Raw genomic sequence first — 21,791 nt, 5'->3', positions numbered from 1 at the left:
ATTAATACAAAAAATATGTCTATATCCAAAGGAATTATTTTATTTTCGTTCACGTACAACTTTTGCTGGCACACCTACTGCGACACTATATGGTGGAATATCCTTCGTAACCACAGCTCCTGCGCCTATGATGCATCCATCACCTATCGTAACACCCGGAAGAATGATAACTCTTCCACCTATCCAAACATCGTTCCCAATAGACACAGGCATTACGTCTGCCATTCCCTGTTCTCTCATCGGAATATCAATACGGTCGTCATTATGACGGGTCGTGTAGATAATTACATCTTGCCCCATCATTACGTCAGTACCAATCGTTACAGGGCCATTTATACATGCTCTAATTCCGATTCCAGAATTATCTCCAACAGATAGTCCCGGCGTAAAAGAACAAAAGCGCTCAAAGTTAACATTTTTTCCGCATTTCCCTACAATCCTACTTGCCCAAAAGTAACGCCATTTTTGGGCAATCTTGGAATGCGAACTGATGGGGAACCATGAAGCGCACATAAAGTATATTGAATAAAGTATTTTTTTTTTCTTCGTCCAAACAGTATCTTCTCCTAAGATTTTCTCATTTTTTATCAAACCATATAGCTCCTTTTTGTATGCTGTCATATCATATTTTTGAGTCCGATAATTTGCTTGATGTCGATAATAATCGTTCAATTTCTTATCAGATAGTAAAGCTTTCATAGCAGTATATAGTACAGTATTTTGTTTTGCAATGTGGTTTATATCGAAGTCGAGTACATTCGGAAATGGCTCAACTAATAATCCATATTCTGCACGTTCGATACCTTCTGTCGTCACGTTCATATCTGGATTCTCTAAAAGAATCTCTCGCGGTCCAGATGGACAGTCTGTAGAGATGACCGGAAGCCCGACGGTCATTGCTTCAATCAGCACATTAGGAATTCCTTCAGTTATCGACGGCAACACAAAAACATCTGCATATTTCTCATATTTAAATGGATTTGTAGTCTTCCCAATAAAAACTACTGAATCTTTAATTGGGGAGTCATCAACCATTCTGCGTGTTTTTTCTTCCAATTCTCCTTGTCCACCAATTAGGACCAGAACTGTTTCCGGCATTTCTTTATGTAATAAGTTAAAACTCTTAATCAAGTTCCAATGATTCTTGGCTGTTTTGAAGGAAGCTGTAAAACAGATTACCTTTTTTCCTCTGATTCTTTCTAAAAAATCCTCCTCCGGCTCTTCCTTCATCTTTTCTTTGATTAATTCTGTATCCAGAGGGTTGCCAATAACATGAATTTTGGACGAATACTTTTCTCCTACATCCAACAAAATATCATTTTTCAGTCTGTTTGTTTGTACTGCTAAGGTAGTATGAGTGTGTTTAATTAAAAAGCGATATATTTTTCGATAGGAGAAATACTCCGAGTACAGCCTGATCGACGCTATTCTTGGAACACTTTGGAACATTGCCGGAAAGTTTGCGGTAGAGCAAAAACTAACTAATAAGTCAATGTTATCTTGCTTGATTTGCTTTCTGAGTCTCAAATAGCGTTTGACCAAAGTAAGCATTTGCTTAACTTTATTTTTTCCTCTACTTGGCAAATCCAGTACCGAAAGTTTGCCAGAATAACTGTACTCCGGATCAGCTTGTCCATCAAACGTGTAAATTGTTATATTGTTTTCTTCACTGAGAAGGTCGGACCATTTACACAGAACTCTTTCTGCTCCACCGGATCTCAAATCATAAATTAATAATCCAATATTCATTATCGTTATCCTTCAAGATATGTACCTATTGTTTTTATAATTTCTTCAGATGAGTATTTGCTTACTTCAAGAAGGCATTCCTTTTTCATCTTATTTATTTCTGAAGAGTTTCTCAAAACATATAGCAATGTATTAACTAGAGCATCGTCATCGTTGAATGTATAAGTTACACCAACATGCTCGTTCATAATATCATAGCAAGATTCCCACTCTGCGCTTAACACCGGCACACCAGCAGCAAATGAGTCCAATAGAGTTCCTGGAATTCCTTCAGTGTAATACCTCGTTGGGAACACCACCATATAATAGTTTTTCAGTGTTTCAACGCTCTTGTCAAAGTCAACGATACCTTTATATTGTATATTTTCACCAAACTCAGGCATCAATTTCTCAAAGTCATCCTCGTATCGTTCCATAACCTTGCCATATATATCTAGCGTACATACGGTTCTTCCACAAAGTTCATTAACTTTATTTACTGCACGAACTATATTAGGAATTCCCTTAAGTTCCTCTACTCTTGAAAAAGTACATAACGGGAAAGGCTCATTCGTAATATAAATTAACTCATCTGTTTTCAAGACTCTCAGGTTCTTAAAGTTTTTTACCACTGTCACATTCGTCAGTCCCAGTTCTTCAAGGAGTCTTTTTTCTGTGTTAGTTTCAGACCAATTTCCCGCTAAACGGTTATAGCATTCAATTAATTTGGGGTTCTCTTCTAATGTTTGATGTGTTGTGCTTCCTATCAAAGAATGGAAAATCTTTTTGTGGAAAATCCTATTATATGCAACCAAAAGTGGAATTACGGTTTTCCTACCATTCTTTGAAACCAAAACGATAATATTCTTGCATCTAATCACATTTGCAAGTAGTTGAAACGCCAAAACTATTCTATTCTTACTATGGAGATTAACTTTGCTGACTTCTTTCTGACCGTAGGTTTTAACCAACGAATTGTAAAGTTCAAGCGTCTTTATCCCCTGTCCATCAGTCAGTATACTCTTATCTCCAAAGTTACCTACAACACATACCAACATTTATTTTTACCACTCCCAATAAGGTGAAAGATTGTATCACCTTCTATTTTACATATTCCTTATAGTCTCGATTAACATCGAAAAGCATGGCATGTACCGCTGCCTGCTGCGCCTCCTTGGACGGAAGCTTCATATAATCTCCATAGCGGTATTCCAGATATTCCTTAATCTTTTTAGACCCCAGTAAAATCGTATCCTCAAACGGAATATCCACAGGATCAGAGAAGAACGATGAATCAAACAATCCACTTCTGAATTTTACCGGTGTAATCCAATAGCAGTATTTAAAGTTCGTCTTCGTATCATCATACTTGTAGATTCTTCGGTAGAAGCATTTTGCCATCAATTTACACGGCATAAACTTCAGGGATTTAAGCACCAGTTTCTTGCTTGTACTCTTCGGCTTCCAATTTCTCTGCGACAACGCATAAAGCGTCACAAACTTGGATTCGTAATATACCAGCTTCTGAATGAACTTGTTCTCCGGAACTTTATGCAGAATCATGATATCTACATATATGCCTTGGTGAAGATCTTTTCTATCTCTGAAGGCCTCCTCAATGAAAGTTGTCCCATTCATACGTACCTTGGCGTATTCAAGGTAGTCTGGAGTGGTGCGCCACTCCTGTAAGACAAACGTTGAACTATTCTCTGCTTCGAATACTTTCTTGAATTTTTCATATTCCGAAGGAGTCATAAAGATATCCAAATCATCATCCCAAGGAATAAAACCACCGTGTCTGATTGCACCAAGAGCTGTACCACCCATGATATAGTAGACAATCCCATTGTCACGGCATAACTTATCTATATATTTCATAACTTCAAGAATCTTCTTCTGTACCTGTTTAACACTCTGTGATGCGTCCATATTTCATCTTACCTCTCTTTTACACTATTTCTCTAAGCACATCCTCGTAGACTGCTACTGTATGTTCTGTCATTGCCTTTACAGTGCACTTCTTCCGAACAAACGCTTCTGCAAAATTTATACGATCCTCGTCCAGAAATTCTCCTGATAGTATTCCGCGAAGATGTTTTAAAACAGTCTGTGCTGCAACATCTTCCATCCCAACACAATAATCTTGCATATCCCGATAGCCACAGGTTTTGGTTCGGAATACCGGAACTCTCATGAACATCGCCTCTATGCAGTTAAGGCCAAAACCTTCTTTCAAACTGGGAAGCATAAGCGCATCCGATGCACCTATAATTGTTTCAGCTTTTACCCAACCGCAAAAATGAAAACAATCACTGATACTTAATTCGCAGATTCGTTTTTGAAGCATTTCATAATAAGCACCAGACTTCTCTCCAGAGCAGAGAACTATAAGTTTTTCTCTATCGTCAGGTGTAAGCATCCCAACCGCTTCAACGACTGCTTCATGGTTCTTAACTGGATCAATTCTTGAATGTAATGCAACCACAGTCTTATCGACCGGAATACCCATCTGCTTTCGGAGCTGCTTTTTTTCTTCTTTAGTCACAGGGAGTAGAGTTTTCTCGTCAACCCCATTCAGCACATATCTAATATCCTTCTGGGGTATCTTGAGATCATCTTTCAGAAATTCTCCAACCTCATAGGAAATAGCAATTGCACGTTTTCCGTAGCTGGTCATCATTCTATGAATTGGATCACATGGTATTGGAGCTAAATGCAACGTCCAGATATAAGGTATAGACCAGTGCAGATTGTACCATTTCATATATAAACCCGCCATTCTATGATGGCAGTGGACAATCTCAATTTGATTGTCGACAATAATTTGATGTATTCTTTTCAGCGTTTTAATGATTGTAATGGGCTTCTTCGAACGTAATTCTACTTGTTCAAACAATACCCCCCCGGTTTGACCAATAGCCATTTCATTTGTGCTTGCAATGACCCAAACTTTGTGACCTTGATTAACCAATTCTTCACTCAATTGCTTCACATGGTTGCCAACACCGGTTTTTGCAATGATTCTTGCCATCAATAATATGTTCATAATTCCACCTTATATCTTCTTGGCCAGATAATAATATCTGCACATAATTTTCTTTACTCCAGGCACCTTCATAGCCAGCTTTGCTGTGCCTTTTACAATCTTAAATACCTTATCCTTCACAATGTAGGAAGCAACTGAATCTGCCCAACGATGTGGATGCGTACTGATAATAGCCTTTGATGGCAAAGCCTCAATAAGAGCATTCAAATCTTCATATGGAATATTCTTATCATCACTGTTTACAAGGTCGTTATTGATAGGATCAAAAATAAATTTGAATTTACGTCCTGCATCTGAGAAATAGGAGTATTCAGTATGGTATTTATCTTTATAATCAACCATAATATCTGCGATATTAGGATACATAGCCTGTACCTGAGAACTACGAAAGAAATCTCGATTAGAGGTATATCCCACGCGTTCAACAACAGGATTGCCATGCTGGCAAACTGTGATGATAGGGAATCCCAAGGCCTCAAACCGTTTACGGTTATCTTCAAATTCTTTGATGGCTTCATTTATATTTCCGTGATTACTATCCATCACATCATAGTGATAGGATATTTCATGCCCCATGGCTTGCATTTTTCGTAAAAGTTCAATATTCTTTGGGTCATCCAGCAGATAGGCATGTGTGTAATATGCACCTCTATGGCCATATTTGTTTTCAATTTCAGCAAGCTTATATGCTTTAGGTACTGTATTTTCAATATCGTGTTTCAACACCAGAAATGATGCCATTGTTTCCTTAACTTCTTTAGCAGGAATGCTGACAATCCCTTTTTCTTTCAATTCTCTACAAAACTGATCCCAGTATTTATACACAAAAATCATCTTATCCTACCTCACATTATAAAGCTTTCTCACCGGCATTTAATCTATCTCTAAGTATCGTTGAGGAAATGCCATCGGTATGATTCAAATACACAACAGTGCATCCTACCTCAGTAAATTCTTTTTCATATTGATTCCAAGTCTCTGTTCCCTTCCAATCGGAACCAACAAATACAGCATCTGCTCCGTACTTCTTAACTGCTTCCAGCTTATCCATGTTTTCTTGTGGAACTACCTGGTCAACGCACCGAAGCTCTGCCACAATAGCCATACGGTCGGACTCACAGATGATAGGATATTTCTGCTTTCTCTTGAAGCAAAGCTTATCGCTGGTCACGCCAACAATCAGAAAATCGCACTGTTCCTTAGCTCTCTTCAATATATTTAAATGACCAATATGAAACATATCAAATACTCCAGTTGTATAGCCAATTTTGTATTTTTTCATCTATATTTCCTCATTTACTTCTTGCTAACTTCTGAAAGATAAAACTCCTCATTTTATTTGGCATGAGCACTTGCAAAATTAACCTCTCAGTAACATTAAGCAAATAGCGTGAGTAGCCGATTATCTTGTTATCAAGCATGTACTTTTGAAGCTTTACCTCGCTCTTGAAGTACTTAACCCCACCTCGGCGCTGGTACATCTCTTTTCCAACACGAACATTTACCAGCACATTATCAACATTTCTGAATTTCATATTCGCAAGAGCCATTCTCAGCCAAAGATAGTAATCCTCTTCGCAATACCAGTCGATGAAACCACCCACTTTTTCAATTGATGACCTTTTGAACATAACTGTTACTAAGTTCATCGGGCAACGGCACTGCATGTACTCTTTTATTGCACTATCTTCCAATGGAACGATTCTCTTACCAACAACATTTTCTGGGGTGTCAATGAACTCTGTAATCATTCCACCAACTATGTCTGAATCCGGATAATTGCGGAAAGCTTCAATTTGCCTTGCAAATCGATTACGGGCGCTTATATCATCTGCATCCATAATAGCCACAAGCTCATTGGAACAATTATCAAGACCCGTCTTTCTTGCAATTCCGTGTCCATGATTTTTCTTCAAACGAATGACTTTGAAAGTGTCATTTTCTTCAAGTTTAAGTATTACAGCATTCAAATCATCCGGGACGGGACCATCAACGACAAGAACTATCTCGTTTGGCACCAAAGTCTGATTAAGAACACTTTCTACCGCTGTCTTAAACCACTGTGCATTGTCTCCGCCATATACACACATGGAGACAGAAAACTTTATATCTTCAAGCATTCTCACACCCCCAATAGCTCTCTAGCCTCAGCCTGCTTCGCATCATATTCTTTCTTACTGACCCGGCCAACTTTCAACAGGTAATCTCCAAGGTCATCCGTGATATCAACCTCATCAACCGTTCCACCCTCTATGCCTCTCTCTTTGAAGAAAACCTGTTTGACAGTATTAATGATTATCTTCACATCACCAAGAAAGGATATGTTCTCTATATATTCAAGATCAGTAGCCAATTTTGCGTCCCAAGACAGTGCGTTTCTTCCTCTGGTCTGCGCCAGACCACTCAATCCAGGTTTCGCAGTATGGCGCATTCTCTGTTCATCCGTCATAAAGACCATATCCCGTACAAGCTGGGGTCTGGGACCGATTATACTCATATCCCCTTTTAGGATATTGAAAGCTTCCGGTAATTCATCCAAAGAGGTTGCCCTGAGTGCCCTACCAAATTTGCCCAAACGAATATCATCCGGCAAAAGATTTCCGTTCTCATCCCTCTCATTAGACATGGAACGGAATTTGTACATAAAAAAGATTTTCTCCCGTCCTGTTTTGGGATCAATCTTACCAGGACGGGGCTGCTTAAACAGCACTGGCGAACCGAGCTTCACTCGAACCAGAACTGCAATGATGAGGTAAAGCCAACTGAACACGATGATTGCTGCCAATGAACAGATAATATCCATTAGCCGCTTAACGTATAATTCGTAAAACCCATACTTTCTTTCCAATCGGCTATGAGTCTTGATTCCATTTAATTGTGGCTGCTGCATCCTTCTCCCCCATCACTCAAAGCACTTTCTAATAATCTCAATCACAACATCCTGCTGCTCCTTGGTCATCTTGTTATCACTCGGCAGGCACAGACCTCTTTCAAAGATATCTGCCCCAACGTCTTCCACACCGCCAGCTATGTAAGCATTGGTTCTTGCCCTGCCATTCCCGGCAACTGTGATAAACGCATTCATTCTGTACATCGGCTGCATATGCATCGGCTTCCAGATTGGACGTCCTTCCGCATTAATACTGGCGATGGCTTCCAGAATCTCGGTAGGACAGCTCTTACCATGCTCCGGCTGATACATTGCTGTATTATCATCACGCACCTGCTTACACATTGCCTCTTTGTCAATGATCATTGCAGAAAGCCAGTAATTCGGAACAGACTTATCTTCCTCAAATGGATTCATAGATACTGGCAGCCCCTTTAGTCCTTCCCTGTATCTCTCCCAGACTGCCTTCTTCTGGGCGATATGCTCTTCCAGATACGGATACTGGCCACGGACAACGCCAGCGATGACATTGCTCATGCGGTAGTTATAGCCAACCTCTTCATGCTGATACCATGCTGCGTTTTCACGGGCCTGTGTGGACCACTTGCGTGCTTTGTTTGCAACCTCCAGTTCATTAGTTAACAGGCATCCCCCGGAGCTCCCGGTTATTATTTTGTTGCCATTATAGGAGATTGCTGCATAATCGCCGAAAGAACCTGTCTGCTTTCCCTTATATGTAGCGCCCATAGATTCAGCCGCATCCTCGATCAGCAGGGCACCATGCCTGTCACACACGGCTCTCAGCTCATCTATTTTCCCAGGAAAACCATAAAGATGTGCTGCTACAACAAGCCTTACTTCCGGATAAATCTCAAAAGCCTTCTCCAGTGCGGCCGGGTCCATATTCCAGGTATCACGTTCGGTGTCGATAAACACCGGAATGCCCCCTTCATACACAACAGGGTTCAAAGTGGCATCAAATGTCATGTCAGAACAGAAAACCCGCCTGCCTTCCACAGCTCCGTGACCGATGGGCGGCTTGCCATACAGCTTTTCTCCGGCGAACTTCACGCAAAGATGCAATGCGGCAGTACAGCAGGACAGTGCAACTGCATATCTGACTCCTGCTTTTTCCGCTGCAATACGCTCTACTTCATTAATATTTGCACCAACTGTGGACATCCAGTTCGTCTCATACGCCTCAGTGATATACTTAATTTCCTCGCCGTGCATAGTCGGAGAAGCCAGCCACACTTTTGATTTGAAAGGCTTTATATCTTCTGTTCTAACAAACACGTCTTCTTTCCTCCTTTACTGTGTAAATCACAATGCAGACAGAGCATCTCCGTCCCTTTATTTTCAAAACCTATATTCAGGTTTCTCATCAGCTTTTAACTGTCTGGCCAGCCACCCTGTCTCTATCCAAACACCCTATTTCTTACACACAATCTCCAGCCCGACCTGTACATTCTGCATCCCGCCCAGAAGCGGAAGCTCCAGCCATGCCTTCCTCTTGTGCCTGTCTATCTTTCTGATATATCCTTCTTTTCCTTTCAGCGGTCCGGAGTGGATGACTACCCGGCTTCCGGTGATGATGCCCTCAGACATCTGTACAACCTGTTCCTTCCCGCCAAAGCCCAGGAGGAATTCTTTTTCATTTTCAGAAATCGGAACAATTTCCCTGCCTGTCCCAATGAGCTTTGTCAGACCAATAACCTTTTTTAATTCTTCGTGCAGATTCTGGATATCGGATGTTACTACAAATACATATCCCGGGAACAGGATCTGCTTCTGTGTCTTCCACACACCCTGGATATGCTTTTTCACCTCATAACGCGGGATGAAGCACTGCTCCAGCACCGTCTCGGATATTTTTCTTCTGCACTGCGCACATATCCGCTCTTCCATCCCCGTCTGCACCTGCATCACATACCACACTTCTGTCTCTTCCTTCTGTTTCCTGAATTGCGTATGCTTCGCCATTCTGTCCTGTTTCAGGCAGATTTTTTCTCACTTTCTGACATTCAGGGTCAGCAAACGCGGCGAAGCGACGATCTGCTGTTTCCCTGGATTTTTTCTTACGCCATCTCTTTTGCTGCGGCAACCTCATCCAGTGCACTGTCTGCTGCAGGGTGCGGTCCTGCAATGATCTTTTCCGGATGCTTTCCCGCCGGATGAAAGGTCGTCACCATCTGTTCGACCATCCCCACGATATCCCCGCTGTTCTCATAACTTGCCTTTGCAAGCTCTTCCAGCTGCCGCAGGAACTTCTCCACATCGAACGGGACCGGTTTGCCGATATGGATCAGGTCATTGTCTGTCTTTTTCAGACCTTCCTCAGCCATCAGCTTTTCCTCGAAAAGCTTTTCACCCGGCCGCAGCCCGGTATAGACGATCTTGATATCTTCATCCGGCTTGTATCCGGAAAGCTTTATCAGGTTCCGCGCCAGCGTGTCGATCTTCACCGGCTCTCCCATGTCCAGCACAAATATCTCCCCGCCCCATGCGTAAGTCCCTGCCTGCAGCACCAGGCTGACCGCCTCCGGGATGGTCATGAAGTAGCGGATGATATCCGGATGGGTGACAGTCACCGGTCCGCCCGCCTCTATCTGCTTTTTGAAAAGCGGGATCACGGAGCCGTTGCTGCCGAGCACATTCCCGAAACGCACCGCCACAAACTGCGTCCCCGGATGCTCCCCGTTTTTCACACTCTCCATATTCAGACCGGGATGCTTCCCGTCCATGCCGTCCACCGCCATGTGGTCCTCCGGGTCGTGCGCTATCTGCCCGTCTATCTGTTTGTCCATGTGCGCGTGCAGGAACGGGAGCAGGTCCATCCTCCCCGCCTTGCTGATGGCGTCCATGCTCTGGATGACCATCTCGCACAGGCGCTTGCTGGCGCCCATGATGTTGGTCGGGTTCACCGCCTTGTCCGTGCTGATCAGCACGAACCGCTGCGTGCCGTTCTTCAGCGCCGCATAGGCTGTCTTGTAGGTGCCGACCACGTTATTCTTGATCGCCTCGTTCGGGCTTGTCTCCATCAGCGGGACATGCTTGTGCGCCGCCGCGTGGTAGACGATATCCGGCTTATAGGTCTCAAATACCTGGTTGATCCTCCGGCTGTCACGCACGGAACCGATCAGCACTGACAGCTTCAGGTCCGGGTATTTCCGGCGCAGCTCCTGCTCGATGTCGTAGGCATTGTTTTCATAGATGTCGAAAATGACCAGCTGTCCCGGCTCATGCCCGGCGATCTGCCTGCAGAGCTCGCTGCCGATGGACCCGCCGCCGCCCGTTACCAGGATCGTTTTTCCCTTTATGTACCGGAAGATCTCCTCCATGTTGACTTTTATCGGGTCCCTGCCCAGCAGCTCCTCCACCGCCACCGGCTTCATCCTGCTCAGGGACACCTCCCCGTTTGCCAGCTGGTAGACGCCCGGCAGGCTCTTCAGCTCGCACCCCGTCTCCTTGCAGATGTCAAGGATGGCCCTCCGGTCCTCCGCGGATGCGGTCGGGATGGCGAACAGGATCTGGTCGATCTTATATTTCCGGACATTCTCCGGGATGGAGTCCCTGCCGCCCGCGACCGGGATGCCTTCCATCAGCCTGCCCCATTTATTGGGATTGTCGTCGATCACGCAGCAGGGGCGTGCCTCTGCCTCCCCGGAATTTTTCAGCTCGCGGATGATCACCTGCCCGGCTGCCCCGGCCCCGATGATCATTGCATTGCGGACTGCACGTCCGTCCTGTCTCCGGCGTGCGCGCTCCATCGTGATGTAGCGGTAGGAAAAGCGCACCGCGATCACGAGGCAGTACTGCATGACCGCACCGATGATGTAATACGATACCGGCATCCGCTGCAGGAAAAGCGTGATCCCTGCTGTATGGAACACCGCCGTGGCAAGGGATGCCACCGTGATGCGGTTGAGCTCGCTGAAGCTTGCAAACTGCCATATGCTGCTGTAGAGCCGCAGGGCGTAAAACACTGCCACCATGAATACTGCATAAAACGGCATGAATCCCACAAAAGCATCCAGATATTCCGGAGGGATCTGTGATACGTGCATGTCGAAACGCAGCAGCAGCGCAAAAAAATAGGATGCACACGCCGCGACCACATCATACAGCACAAGATAAAGCGCGATCACTTCCCAGTGCTGGAACCTGTGTTTTTTTTCTTTCGTCTGTCCTGATACCTGTTTCCCGTTTTTCTGTTCTTCTCTCATAGCTTTTCCCAACAATATTTTGATTTTTTCATAAACTCCCTGTATAATCCTGCCCGTGTGCGGCTTCCCGTCCGCCGCAGGACCTGATAACCGAATATTTTCGGTAGACATCTGTTATAGCCGCAATGTTTCAATTATTCCATTTCGCTATATGTTCCAGTCTCTGGAATATCACACAAATATCTTACTCGCTCCTGGCGTCGCTGCTTCCTACTATTATGTAAACATCGCATTTTTCCGGCAGCGGAATTCCTTCCGCCGCCTCCAGCCCTGTCTCCACGGTGCCAACTTCCACCTCTGCATCCGGAAACTGCTCTTTAAAAATCTCCGCTTCTTCGGTGGTCGCTGCATAGATGACCGTCTTTTCACCAACCGTCTCCGTATACGTTGCCGGTGTGACATCCGTATATCCTGCTTCTTCAAGCTGTGACTTCCAGTATCCGGCAACGCCCGGTCTTCCGGTGCCGTTCAGCACCAGAATGGACATATCCTTATCCGCCGCGCCTGCCGCTGCTTCTTTGGTATCAGTTTCAGACTCATTGTCTGTTTCTTCCGTATTTCCCTGTTCTCCGTCTGTTTCTGTTTCCGTTCCAGCCCCCTGTTCCGTCTCATCCTTTGTGTTGTCCTGCTGTTTTTCCGTCTCAGTTTCTGTCTCACCACGTGTTTCGCGCGCTTCCGTCTCAAATTCCACTTCTTCCGCGGCAGCCCGCCGTACCTCTTCCTGATACTCCTGGCTGCTTATGCGGGAGCTGTATACCAGATATCCGATACAGCCTATCATCGCCAGAACCGCGATTATATATAAAACCATTCTCAGTGGATTTTTTTCCTGTCCATATCTGTTTCGTCTCGCCATTTCTTCATAGCCTCTCGTCAATAATTTTTATCAGTATAAACGGAAAAAGGGATGGTTATTCCATAACTTTTTCCGCTATATACTGACGGAGCAACAGTCTGCTGTTACTCTGCTTTTTCCAGAACACAGAACGGTCCCAGGCAAGGGAAGGTCACTGTAATTTCTCCGGTCTCCGGTACATAATCTTCCTCTTCGATCTCGATAAAGTATACCTTTCCTTCTTTTTGATCGAGCTGCATCAGAAGATTATTTTTGATATCTTCCACTTCTTTTAATGCTTCTACTTCAATCGTTGCTTTTACTTTCTTTACTTCCCCGTCGAAATCATAATAAACATCCATATCGTCGGAAAGTACCAGATCGTCGAATTCCGAAATCGGCTCATACTCCAGCGGGTCGATTACGTTACCGCTTTCCGTTTTTATCTCTTCTGTGAGATCCACTTCCAGCATTTCCAGAATTTCTTCCATCTCAATCATCTGTTCCGGATCATTCAGTCTGGTCACGATTTCCGCCACTACTTCGTTTTCGTAGTTGTCCGGTTCTGCCTCCGCAACGATCAGCTTCATTCCTTCCGGGATAAGCGCCGCGCTTTCCTCTGCTACCGTCGCATCCTGCGGTTCAATGGTAACATAGCTGATACTCGGATTTGCAAAAGCAGTGCACACGGTTCCCAGGGTTATCGCTGCTGTGCACAGGATTGCCGCAAACTTTTTCATAACACGTCTTCCTCCTTTCTTCACTATTTTGGTCTCTGACCAATCTATGTTCAAACTTTTTTCAAAGTTCAAACCAACTTAAATTTCTTCATAGAAAAGCTCGATTATCTTTTCCTGAAGCGCTTCCTCATCCACGTAGAATTCGTCATGTTCCTCGCCAACTACATTTTCGCCCTCCGGACGATAATAGCTGTCAAATGAAAAATCTGTTTTTTCCAGAAGCTTCGCCAGACTGAGGTATTTATTTTTTGTGATACTCGTCTGAAGATACGTATCCATCTCTTCCAGTCTGTTCCAGGTACCCTCCAGGTCTTCCTGCAGAACCTGTTTTAATTGTCCGACATATGCGGTTACATATGATTGCTGGCGTTCGATACGCCCTTCATTACTCAGATCGGTTTCTGTATCACGGTACTGTAAATAAGCACCCACGTTTGTGTCGTCCAGCTTTACCACTGCACCTTCTGTAAGCTGCGGATATTCAGCCGCCAGATCGTTATTCGGCACCGTGACAGTCACCCCGCCCACCAGATCGTTTATATGGGTCATGGAGGACTGATTTGTCACCACATATTCGTCTATCGGGATTCCGCAGAGCAGATTGGATACTGCCTCACGCAGATTCTCGCAGCTGACCTCGCCGCCGTCCCCGTAAGCATAGGCAAAACCGAGATGCGTCTCGTAGGTTCCGCGGTCCCTGCCCGACATGGAATATCTGCGGACATCTGTCATCGTATCGCGGCTCAGTGCAATAATCGTCATTTTTTCATGCTTCTTATCCAGCACCGCCACCGAAATGCTGTCCGCCCTTGCCGCGCCTGTATAGCTTTCATTTTCTTTCATCTCTCCTTCGGAGTCGACGCCGGCATACAGGACAGTCGTAATAAGCGAATTATACTGATATTCTTTTCCATTATATGTGATATTGCGGTATCCCGCTTTCATATCCACGGAATTCCCGGCAGTAACATGAAGACTTTGCTGCCGCTTCTGTATCTGGTACGCCCAGATACCCAGCCCCACCGCCAGTATAATTACTACGGCCGCGCTGTATAAAAAGACTTTTTTATTTTGCTTTCTTCTTCTTTTTCGTCCCGGCATTCTTCTTGCTCTTCCTGTCTTCTCCGTAACCGTAGCCATAGCCATAACCGTATCCGTAACCATAACCATAGCCGTAACCGCTCTTCTTTGTTCCAATCTTATTCAGAACGGTCCCCAGTATTCTGATGCCGGCATATTCCAGCTGTCTCTTTGCCTGAATTGCCTGCTTGCGCTCGGTAAGCCCGCTCTCAATAACCAGAATACTTCCATCACACCTCTTCGCTATAAGTGCGCCATCAATAACAGCATTTACCGGCGGCGTATCCACAATAACATAATCGTAGTTTTCGCGTGTCCACTTAATCAGCTGTTCAAATAACGGTCCCGAAATCAGTTCACTGGGACTTGGCGCCGATGCGCCCGTAAAAATCATATCCATCCACTGGTCGTCCGTCTTGTATACGATGTTTGCCATCGATTCTCTGCCGCACAGATACTCTGTGAGCCCTACCGTCTTGATCTGGATATTATAATAACTCATGGTCATCGAATTACGGATATCGCAGTCCAGATAAAGCGTCTTTTTTCCAAGCGCCGCCATACTTTTTGCAAGGCGGAAAGCAATGGAGGATTTTCCTTCATGCGCCACCGCGCTGGTAATCGCAATCGTTTTTAAATCGTATCCGCTCAGCTGGATATTTCCGCGAAGTACGTTGATTGCCTCTCTCGCCTGAAACGGTAACGGTTCTATCTGTGGCTGCACCACCCTCCGGACCGGCGTTCCCTGCGGCTGCATTGCCGGCTGCCAATATTGCTGCTGTTCCATTTTTTATTTTCCTTTCCTTGTGGTGTGTTCATTGTAATACGGCACCGCCGCAAGCACCGGCAGATGCAGGTACTTATCAATATCTTCTTCTGTTTTCATCGTGGTATTCATCAGCATCCGGATAATAAGAACAGCGCAGACAACCACCGCTCCAAGCAGCGCTCCCATTGCCATATATCTTGTCAGTCCCGGCGTTACATTTTCCACAGCCTCCGCTTCCGCGTAATCAATGATCGTCGGCTCGCTGCTTCCGATAATCTGATAAATCTGGCTGACGCTGACATTCAGCAGCGCGTTTGCAATGTTCCTGCTGAGTTCCAGATCATCTGTTGTAACATAAATATGTATAATGTGCGTGGATTCCGGATTTTCCACACTCACCAGATTCCCAAGCTGCTTATAATTTATGTCCAGATCCAGTTCGTCAATAACACGGTTCAGCACGGTACGGCTCTTAATAATATTCGTGTAGTCCTCCGTAAGTGCGGAACTGAGCTGCAAATCCGAAAAAGTAATCACAGAATCCGTGTTTGTAATATAAATCATGGCGTCCGCCTGATAGGATGGCGTTATCATAAAGTGGTGATAAGCGCCAAACGCGGCAGCCCCGATCAGCATTGCCAGAAAAATTGCTTTCCATCCGCCAAGGAGCACATAAAAGACTTCTTTTAAATCAATGACGTCTTCTTCCTCCGCAATCCTTCTTTCTTTTAGTTCCATTTGATTTTGTTCTGTTGTTTTTTCCATATCATCCTCTAATATATATTTTGTAGTATTTTTTGGATATTATCCGTTAATATCTGTTTTCTTTGCCGGGAATTTAAATGTACACCCAGCCATTCGTAAACCTCCGCCACACGCAGCGGGCGGAAATCTGTCCCATGACAATCGCTTCCCAGAAAATCCACCGCTCCGTTTTTCACAACTGCCCGCCAGGGATTTTTCCGGAACCAGCCGTCTTTTTGCAGCAGCGTATCAAAATTCATCTGAAGCAGATATTCCTGCTCTTTCAGCATCTCCAGATGTCCTTCTTTCTGCAGACAGCGGTAGCGTTCAAAATGAGCAAGTATCGGAATGTATCCGTTCTGTCGTAAATCCCGCAATCCACTTAAAAGATAGGTAAACAGACAATCCGGCGAAAACTCTACCAGTACGTAGCGGCTTTCCGCGAGAGTAAGCACACTGCCGGAATTAAGCAGCTCTGTCAGCCCGGAATAGTAAAAGCATTCCTGTCCCGGATAAAGTGTGATGTTTATCCCCTGCTTCTCACATTGCCTGCGTACTTCGTCCAGCGTTTTTCTTACCTGAATCGCAGATACCATATATCTGCCCGGATAATAATGCGGCGTAACAATCATCTGACGAATCTGCTGCCGCTCTGCTTCCCGGAGCGTCTGTATTGTTTCATCCATGCTCTGGCATCCATCATCCAGCCCCGGCAGAATATGACAATGCATATCCGTTATTCCAGGCAACCCGCATCACCCTCCACCCTGTATTGCGCACAATTATACCGGAATCCAATACGTTCCCCGGTACCTTCATTGATATTACCGACTTCATCTCTTAGATTATAACTTTTTCATTTTTTTCTGTCAACAAAAAACACATATTATATTTGATTTTCGGGATTTTTTGTGATATTTGTATAGCTGTTTTGGCATAAAACACCCTCTTTTTTGCAACCATATCCGATAACGTCTCCAATATCTTCCTTTAAATCTGGATTTTCGCAAAAAAATGCAGGCTATTTTGACATATTTAAGATTATTTTTTCAGAATCCATAGCAAGATGTGACATAATGAAAAGAAATCACATCCAATGCAGCTTTATCTTTTGTAGGAATATTTTATATTCTCTCTGCATCAAATGTGATTTCCCGGTTATTCTAACACACTCTTCCAGAATTTTCTACCCCTGAAATTAAAAATTTAAAGGATTCTTCTCCAGAATAAAGAAATCACACCCAACGCAGCTTTATCTTTTGTAAGGATTACTTTCCGTATCTTTCTGCGTCGAATGTGATTCAATAGTATCTTAGCATATTCTGCCGGATTTTTCTACCCCAAATTCAACATTTTCATTTATGAGTTTTAGTAAATTCCGGTCTCCGCCGATATGTTATTGCTGATTTCCTGCACGGTTGCGGATGGCGTATAGCCTGTAGAACCATACAAAAATTCATGGAGCTGCGTAACGTTTGCTGCCAGATTGACCGGTATCACACAGTCGCCCGCCGAGATATCCATCGTTGTTTTATCGAACGGAAAGCCTGTTGTCTCAGTTAAATTCATTTTTCCTGCTCCGGCCGCCAGTTTTAACAGCTCCGTTACGGAAAGGCTGGTCGATATTTTAGGAAGCAGCGTATCAATCGCCTCATTCAGCGTAAATATATCGCTGCTCTTTACCTTTTCCAGAACCTGCTCCAGAACCGTTCTCTGACGCTCTGTGCGCTCATAATCCAGGCCGATGTAGCGGATGCGGCTGTAGGCAAGCGCCTGCATACCATTCAGGTGCTGAAGTCCCGGTCCCGGAACATCCTCGCACTCTCTTCCAAGTACCTCGCGTCCTTCCACCAGATACCCGTTCAGAAGCTGCACCTCTCCCTCTGTCAGATTGATATCCACGCCGCCAAACAGATCCACCAGCTCTACGACCGCCTCAAAATTTACGGTCACATAATCCGTGATATTCAGATCCAGATTTTTATTGAGCATACTGATTGCCGTCTCCGCTCCGCCGACCGCGTATGACGAATTGCATTTACTGTAGCCGTTATCTATCGTATCCAGGTACGTATCCCGGTACACAGATACAAGCTTTATCTCATATGTTTTCTGGTTGATGCTGCAAATCATGATAGTATCGCTGTTCGTACCGGAATCCAGCGCCCCTTCCCTGGAATCCACGCCGAAAAAAGCAATATCCTTGTAGCCGTCCATCGCGCTCAGCTCATCCGATGAAATGCTCTCATTCTTCACTATGTTCTCCATCTCCAGGCTTCCCCGGTTGATTTTCACAAACTTTGCCGCTACAAAAAGTCCCGCCGCCAGAATCAGAAGAACCAGTACCTCAAGAATAAACCTTATCCAGTGTATTTTTTTCTTTCTTCGTGCCATCTAAATCTCCCCTTTCCATCGTAGCATAACACAAAAGCCTCCAATCCACAAGAAACACTTGCTTTTTTCACAATATCTTAATATAATGACAGCAATAAGCAGTGCGAAACCAGTGATTCGGAAGTCCGTGCATGCTTGCATGCAATCGGACGTACGAAGCAGTGGTTTCATAGGGCGCATGCCCTTAGTGAGGAAATCACTGATTTCCGAGCATCGCACTGCGTCAGCAGCAGAAACCGGTCCCGGAAGTCCGTGCATGCTTGCATGTAGCCGGGCTCATACGGCGCCGGTTTCATAGGGCGCATGCCCTTATTAATTTTTAAAGTGAGGATTTAAGATGATTAGTGCAAACAATGTAACACTTCGGATAGGCAAGAAAGCGCTGTTCGAGGACGTAAATATTAAATTTACCGAGGGCAACTGCTACGGTCTGATCGGCGCCAACGGTGCCGGGAAATCCACCTTTCTGAAGATTCTCTCCGGCGAGCTGGAAACCACCAAGGGCGATGTCTCCATTACGCCCGGACAGCGTCTCTCCGTCCTGGAGCAGGACCATTTTAAATATGATGATTTTCCGGTGCTGGACACCGTCATCATGGGCAATCAGCGCCTGTATGATATCATGAAAGAAAAAGAAGCCATTTATGCCAAAGAAGATTTTTCCGAGGCGGACGGCATCCGCGCCAGTGAGCTGGAGGGCGAATTTGCCGAAATGAACGGCTGGGAAGCGGAATCCGATGCCGCGCAGCTTCTGAATGGTCTTGGCATTGAGCCAGACCTGCATTATACAATGATGAAGGATTTAAACGGCAGCGAAAAGGTGAAAGTGCTTCTGGCAAGAGCTCTGTTCGGAAATCCGGACATTCTGCTTCTGGACGAGCCGACCAACCATCTGGATCTGGCTGCCATCGAATGGCTGGAGGAATTTTTAATCGACTTTCCAAATACCGTTATCGTCGTCTCACACGACCGTTACTTCCTTAATAAAGTATGTACGCACATCGCGGACATCGACTACGGCAAGATTCAGCTTTACGCCGGAAACTACGATTTCTGGTACGAATCCAGTCAGCTCATGATCAAGCAGATGAAGGAAGCGAACAAAAAGAAAGAAGAGAAAATCAAAGAGCTGCAGGAATTCATTTCCCGTTTCAGCGCCAACGCTTCCAAGTCCAAACAGGCTACTTCCAGAAAGCGTGCGCTGGAGAAAATCGAGCTGGATACCATCAAGCCGTCCAGCCGTAAATATCCGTATATCGACTTCCGCCCTAACCGCGAAATCGGAAATGAAGTGCTTTCCGTAGAGAACCTGTGCAAAACCATTGACGGCGTAAAAGTACTGGATAATCTCACCTTCACGCTGAATCACGATGACAAGGTGGCGTTTGTAGGCGGCAACGAATTTGCCAAGACGGTACTCTTCCAGATTCTGATGGGCGAAATGGAACCGGATTCCGGAAGCTACAAATGGGGTGTGACGACCTCACAGGCATATTTTCCGAAGGATAGCACAAAGGAATTTGACAACGATTTGATTATCGTAGACTGGCTAACGCAATATTCCGAAATCAAAGATGTCACCTATGTGCGCGGTTTCCTCGGTCGTATGCTGTTTGCCGGCGACGACGGCGTAAAAAAAGTAAAGGTGCTCTCCGGAGGAGAAAAGGTCAGATGTCTCTTATCCAAAATGATGATTTCCGGTGCGAATGTGCTCATTTTCGATGAGCCGACCAACCATCTGGATATGGAGTCTATCTCCTCTTTAAATACCGGTATGGTGAAATTCCCCGGCGTTATCCTGTTTGCCTCACACGACCACCAGCTCGTGGAGACAACCGCCAACCGCATTATGGAAATTCTGCCGAACGGTATCATGATTGATAAAATCACCACCTACGACGAATATCTGGCAAGCGATGAGATGGCAAGAAAACGCCAGATTTATACAATGGATAACAAGCTGGAGGATAACTAAGCGGCATACAAACTAACGGATAACCAGGCCCCACACCCGCTGGCGGATAACCAGGCGTTATGCTTCTCCGGCTGCTGTTTCCTGTAACACACGTTTCCAGAGGAGTCGTTGCAAAATAAATGAGTAATCATTTATAGAGCAATGGCTCCATTTTTATGCTCAGGATATTCACTCAGTTCTTTATAATCATAATTTCATCCTTTTTAATTCACTTTTTAATTATATATTATTTTTATTGACTTTTTCTGTTTTATAACATATAATAAACTCATCTTTTAAAATATTAAATTTTAATCCGCACAAATAATTTACACATATTAAAACAAGGAGGTTTTATGAACGAAGCATATGAATATCACGACATCTATGACCGCATTGCCAAGCGCTGTCTCTCTCTTTCCACCCGCTGTACCGTTTTCCTCATTAACGGTCTTTTTGGTACGGACTATCCTCCCGACAGCGATGTAGACTACCACTGGACAGAAAATACGGATGACAGTCTGAAAAAGACACTGGCAGATACCATTGTTACGATTAATCATTCCAGCAGCTACCATGTTGAATTTCAGATGACCAAAGACGGCGATATTCTCTTGCGTGTTCTGGAATATGGCTTCCATCACGCCATCCGCACAGCCGATAATCAGGATACCATCTGCTTTCCGGAGCCTCTTATCGTATACCTTTACGATGATGAAAGCTTTCCAGATGAATATATTCTGAAAATCAGCTTCGGGGAGCAGGGAAGCTTTTTATATAGAGTACCTGTATTTAAATATTTAAAGCACTCTCTGGAAGAGCTGGACCGTAAAAAGCTCATCATGCTCCTTCCCTTCCAGCTTTTAAAACTGCGCCGGACCATTGAGCAAAAACGTACAAAAGAAAATATAGAAGCATTGAAAAATTTAATCACTCATGATATACTAAACTCACTAAACCGAAATGTAGAGGTCGGAAATATTACTCCCACAGAAGCGCTGAAGCTTTCGCGGATGATTCTGTATCTCTACCGCCATATCTATGAGCAATATGACGAGCTGAAAAAAGAGGGAGTGAATCAGATGACAGAAGATGCATTAATTTTTGATGTCGATATCCTGGAATACGAAATAGAAAAGCTGGAAAAGAAAAACAAGCATCTGGAAAGCGAAAAACAAAACCTGGAATGTGAAAAGCAGAGTCTGGAAAGCGAAAAACAAAACCTGGAAAGCGAAAAGCAGAGCCTGGAGAGTGAACAGCAGAAACTGATTCTGCTGCTTTCCCAGACCTATCCGCCGGAGGAGATTGCTGCCCAGACCGGTATTGCATCTGACAAGATTCTGGAGGCGCTGCGTGAATGTTCTGCCACCACATAAGAGTAAGTG

20 protein-coding genes are annotated in these 21,791 nt (G+C 44.6%); 2 read left to right on the top strand and 18 right to left on the bottom strand.

Annotation, left to right across the window (positions count from 1 at the left end; genetic code table 11):
• Window positions 1–39 precede the first annotated feature (39 nt).
• The 18 genes from NQ534_RS21450 to NQ534_RS17235 form a co-directional block, all read right to left on the bottom strand.
• Window positions 40–1,749 carry a glycosyltransferase gene (locus tag NQ534_RS21450; protein WP_083337309.1) on the bottom strand — a complete coding sequence of 570 codons (1,710 nt, stop codon included), beginning with the start codon at window positions 1,747–1,749 and terminating at the stop codon, window positions 40–42.
• Between the two features lie 5 nt (window positions 1,750–1,754).
• Complete coding sequence (locus tag NQ534_RS17315; protein ID WP_006862467.1) at window positions 1,755–2,786, bottom strand: glycosyltransferase; 1,032 nt, start codon at window positions 2,784–2,786, stop codon at window positions 1,755–1,757.
• A 43-nt stretch (window positions 2,787–2,829) separates the two neighbouring features.
• A complete protein-coding gene (locus tag NQ534_RS17310; RefSeq protein WP_006862466.1) occupies window positions 2,830–3,657 on the bottom strand; it encodes a LicD family protein in 828 nt (275 codons plus the stop codon).
• Between the two features lie 19 nt (window positions 3,658–3,676).
• Window positions 3,677–4,774 carry a glycosyltransferase family 4 protein gene (locus tag NQ534_RS17305; RefSeq protein ID WP_006862465.1) on the bottom strand — a complete coding sequence of 366 codons (1,098 nt, stop codon included), beginning with the start codon at window positions 4,772–4,774 and terminating at the stop codon, window positions 3,677–3,679.
• 9 nt (window positions 4,775–4,783) lie between these two features.
• Window positions 4,784–5,608, bottom strand: coding sequence for a polysaccharide deacetylase family protein (locus NQ534_RS17300; RefSeq protein WP_006862464.1), 825 nt, complete (start codon window positions 5,606–5,608; stop codon window positions 4,784–4,786).
• A 16-nt stretch (window positions 5,609–5,624) separates the two neighbouring features.
• On the bottom strand, window positions 5,625–6,056 hold the full coding sequence (locus NQ534_RS17295; RefSeq protein WP_006862463.1) for an FAD synthase family protein: 432 nt from the start codon (window positions 6,054–6,056) through the stop codon (window positions 5,625–5,627).
• Window positions 6,057–6,066: 10 nt separating this feature from the next.
• Window positions 6,067–6,894: a glycosyltransferase gene (locus NQ534_RS17290; protein WP_006862462.1), complete on the bottom strand. Its 828-nt coding sequence runs from the start codon at window positions 6,892–6,894 to the stop codon at window positions 6,067–6,069.
• A gap of 2 nt (window positions 6,895–6,896) precedes the next feature.
• Window positions 6,897–7,664 carry a sugar transferase gene (locus tag NQ534_RS17285; protein WP_006862461.1) on the bottom strand — a complete coding sequence of 256 codons (768 nt, stop codon included), beginning with the start codon at window positions 7,662–7,664 and terminating at the stop codon, window positions 6,897–6,899.
• Between the two features lie 12 nt (window positions 7,665–7,676).
• The gene (locus tag NQ534_RS17280) at window positions 7,677–8,897 is read right to left on the bottom strand and encodes a DegT/DnrJ/EryC1/StrS family aminotransferase (protein ID WP_006862460.1); all 1,221 of its coding nucleotides are present in this window, start codon (window positions 8,895–8,897) and stop codon (window positions 7,677–7,679) included.
• A 198-nt stretch (window positions 8,898–9,095) separates the two neighbouring features.
• A complete protein-coding gene (gene loaP / locus NQ534_RS17275) occupies window positions 9,096–9,647 on the bottom strand; it encodes an antiterminator LoaP (protein ID WP_006862459.1) in 552 nt (183 codons plus the stop codon).
• Window positions 9,648–9,742: 95 nt separating this feature from the next.
• Window positions 9,743–11,890, bottom strand: a complete 2,148-nt coding sequence (locus NQ534_RS17270) for a nucleoside-diphosphate sugar epimerase/dehydratase (RefSeq protein WP_260042808.1) — start codon at window positions 11,888–11,890, stop codon at window positions 9,743–9,745.
• Window positions 11,891–12,074: 184 nt separating this feature from the next.
• Window positions 12,075–12,701, bottom strand: a complete 627-nt coding sequence (locus NQ534_RS17265; RefSeq protein WP_157200762.1) for a LytR C-terminal domain-containing protein — start codon at window positions 12,699–12,701, stop codon at window positions 12,075–12,077.
• Between the two features lie 149 nt (window positions 12,702–12,850).
• Window positions 12,851–13,465 (bottom strand): hypothetical protein, encoded by a 615-nt coding sequence (locus tag NQ534_RS17260; RefSeq protein WP_040785073.1) that lies wholly within the window; start codon window positions 13,463–13,465, stop codon window positions 12,851–12,853.
• A gap of 78 nt (window positions 13,466–13,543) precedes the next feature.
• Window positions 13,544–14,635, bottom strand: a complete 1,092-nt coding sequence (locus NQ534_RS17255) for an LCP family protein (RefSeq protein ID WP_081455632.1) — start codon at window positions 14,633–14,635, stop codon at window positions 13,544–13,546.
• Window positions 14,532–15,332, bottom strand: coding sequence for a CpsD/CapB family tyrosine-protein kinase (locus NQ534_RS17250; RefSeq protein ID WP_006864034.1), 801 nt, complete (start codon window positions 15,330–15,332; stop codon window positions 14,532–14,534). Before NQ534_RS17250 ends, NQ534_RS17255 begins: the two co-directional genes overlap by 104 nt.
• A gap of 3 nt (window positions 15,333–15,335) precedes the next feature.
• A complete protein-coding gene (locus NQ534_RS17245) occupies window positions 15,336–16,079 on the bottom strand; it encodes a YveK family protein (protein WP_006864033.1) in 744 nt (247 codons plus the stop codon).
• 8 nt (window positions 16,080–16,087) lie between these two features.
• Window positions 16,088–16,744, bottom strand: a complete 657-nt coding sequence (locus tag NQ534_RS17240) for a CpsB/CapC family capsule biosynthesis tyrosine phosphatase (protein WP_143115836.1) — start codon at window positions 16,742–16,744, stop codon at window positions 16,088–16,090.
• 682 nt (window positions 16,745–17,426) lie between these two features.
• Window positions 17,427–18,452, bottom strand: a complete 1,026-nt coding sequence (locus NQ534_RS17235; RefSeq protein ID WP_006864029.1) for an LCP family protein — start codon at window positions 18,450–18,452, stop codon at window positions 17,427–17,429.
• A gap of 337 nt (window positions 18,453–18,789) precedes the next feature.
• On the opposite strand from NQ534_RS17235, the gene NQ534_RS17230 reads away from it, so the two are divergent.
• Together NQ534_RS17230 and NQ534_RS17225 are read left to right on the top strand one after the other, a co-directional pair.
• The gene (locus tag NQ534_RS17230; protein WP_006864027.1) at window positions 18,790–20,427 is read left to right on the top strand and encodes an ABC-F family ATP-binding cassette domain-containing protein; all 1,638 of its coding nucleotides are present in this window, start codon (window positions 18,790–18,792) and stop codon (window positions 20,425–20,427) included.
• Window positions 20,428–20,762: 335 nt separating this feature from the next.
• Window positions 20,763–21,782 (top strand): hypothetical protein, encoded by a 1,020-nt coding sequence (locus NQ534_RS17225; RefSeq protein ID WP_006864026.1) that lies wholly within the window; start codon window positions 20,763–20,765, stop codon window positions 21,780–21,782.
• The last annotated feature ends 9 nt before the right edge of the window (window positions 21,783–21,791 follow it).

Source organism: Marvinbryantia formatexigens DSM 14469, assembly GCF_025148285.1.
Taxonomy (GTDB): Bacteria; Bacillota; Clostridia; order Lachnospirales; family Lachnospiraceae; genus Marvinbryantia; species Marvinbryantia formatexigens.
Note: the sequence above shows the minus strand (reverse complement) of the source record. Positions and strands in the feature narration are given on the sequence as shown.

Excerpts from the sequence above, each read along its gene's own strand:
- NQ534_RS17225 (WP_006864026.1), top strand. The coding sequence starts at position 20,763 with ATGAACGAAGCATATGAATATCACGACATCTATGACCGCATTGCCAAG.
- NQ534_RS17285 (WP_006862461.1), bottom strand. The coding sequence starts at position 7,664 with ATGCAGCAGCCACAATTAAATGGAATCAAGACTCATAGCCGATTGGAA.
- NQ534_RS17240 (WP_143115836.1), bottom strand. The coding sequence starts at position 16,744 with ATGGATGAAACAATACAGACGCTCCGGGAAGCAGAGCGGCAGCAGATT.
- NQ534_RS17230 (WP_006864027.1), top strand. The coding sequence starts at position 18,790 with ATGATTAGTGCAAACAATGTAACACTTCGGATAGGCAAGAAAGCGCTG.
- NQ534_RS17310 (WP_006862466.1), bottom strand. The coding sequence starts at position 3,657 with ATGGACGCATCACAGAGTGTTAAACAGGTACAGAAGAAGATTCTTGAA.
- NQ534_RS17255 (WP_081455632.1), bottom strand. The coding sequence starts at position 14,635 with ATGGTTATGGTTACGGATACGGTTATGGCTATGGCTACGGTTACGGAG.
- NQ534_RS17235 (WP_006864029.1), bottom strand. The coding sequence starts at position 18,452 with ATGGCACGAAGAAAGAAAAAAATACACTGGATAAGGTTTATTCTTGAG.
- NQ534_RS17280 (WP_006862460.1), bottom strand. The coding sequence starts at position 8,897 with ATGCACGGCGAGGAAATTAAGTATATCACTGAGGCGTATGAGACGAAC.
- NQ534_RS17265 (WP_157200762.1), bottom strand. The coding sequence starts at position 12,701 with ATGGTTTTATATATAATCGCGGTTCTGGCGATGATAGGCTGTATCGGA.
- NQ534_RS17245 (WP_006864033.1), bottom strand. The coding sequence starts at position 16,079 with ATGGAAAAAACAACAGAACAAAATCAAATGGAACTAAAAGAAAGAAGG.
- NQ534_RS17270 (WP_260042808.1), bottom strand. The coding sequence starts at position 11,890 with ATGAGAGAAGAACAGAAAAACGGGAAACAGGTATCAGGACAGACGAAA.
- NQ534_RS17295 (WP_006862463.1), bottom strand. The coding sequence starts at position 6,056 with ATGAAAAAATACAAAATTGGCTATACAACTGGAGTATTTGATATGTTT.
- NQ534_RS17250 (WP_006864034.1), bottom strand. The coding sequence starts at position 15,332 with ATGGAACAGCAGCAATATTGGCAGCCGGCAATGCAGCCGCAGGGAACG.
- loaP (WP_006862459.1), bottom strand. The coding sequence starts at position 9,647 with ATGGCGAAGCATACGCAATTCAGGAAACAGAAGGAAGAGACAGAAGTG.
- NQ534_RS17305 (WP_006862465.1), bottom strand. The coding sequence starts at position 4,774 with ATGAACATATTATTGATGGCAAGAATCATTGCAAAAACCGGTGTTGGC.
- NQ534_RS17300 (WP_006862464.1), bottom strand. The coding sequence starts at position 5,608 with ATGATTTTTGTGTATAAATACTGGGATCAGTTTTGTAGAGAATTGAAA.
- NQ534_RS17290 (WP_006862462.1), bottom strand. The coding sequence starts at position 6,894 with ATGCTTGAAGATATAAAGTTTTCTGTCTCCATGTGTGTATATGGCGGA.
- NQ534_RS21450 (WP_083337309.1), bottom strand. The coding sequence starts at position 1,749 with ATGAATATTGGATTATTAATTTATGATTTGAGATCCGGTGGAGCAGAA.
- NQ534_RS17315 (WP_006862467.1), bottom strand. The coding sequence starts at position 2,786 with ATGTTGGTATGTGTTGTAGGTAACTTTGGAGATAAGAGTATACTGACT.
- NQ534_RS17260 (WP_040785073.1), bottom strand. The coding sequence starts at position 13,465 with ATGAAAAAGTTTGCGGCAATCCTGTGCACAGCAGCGATAACCCTGGGA.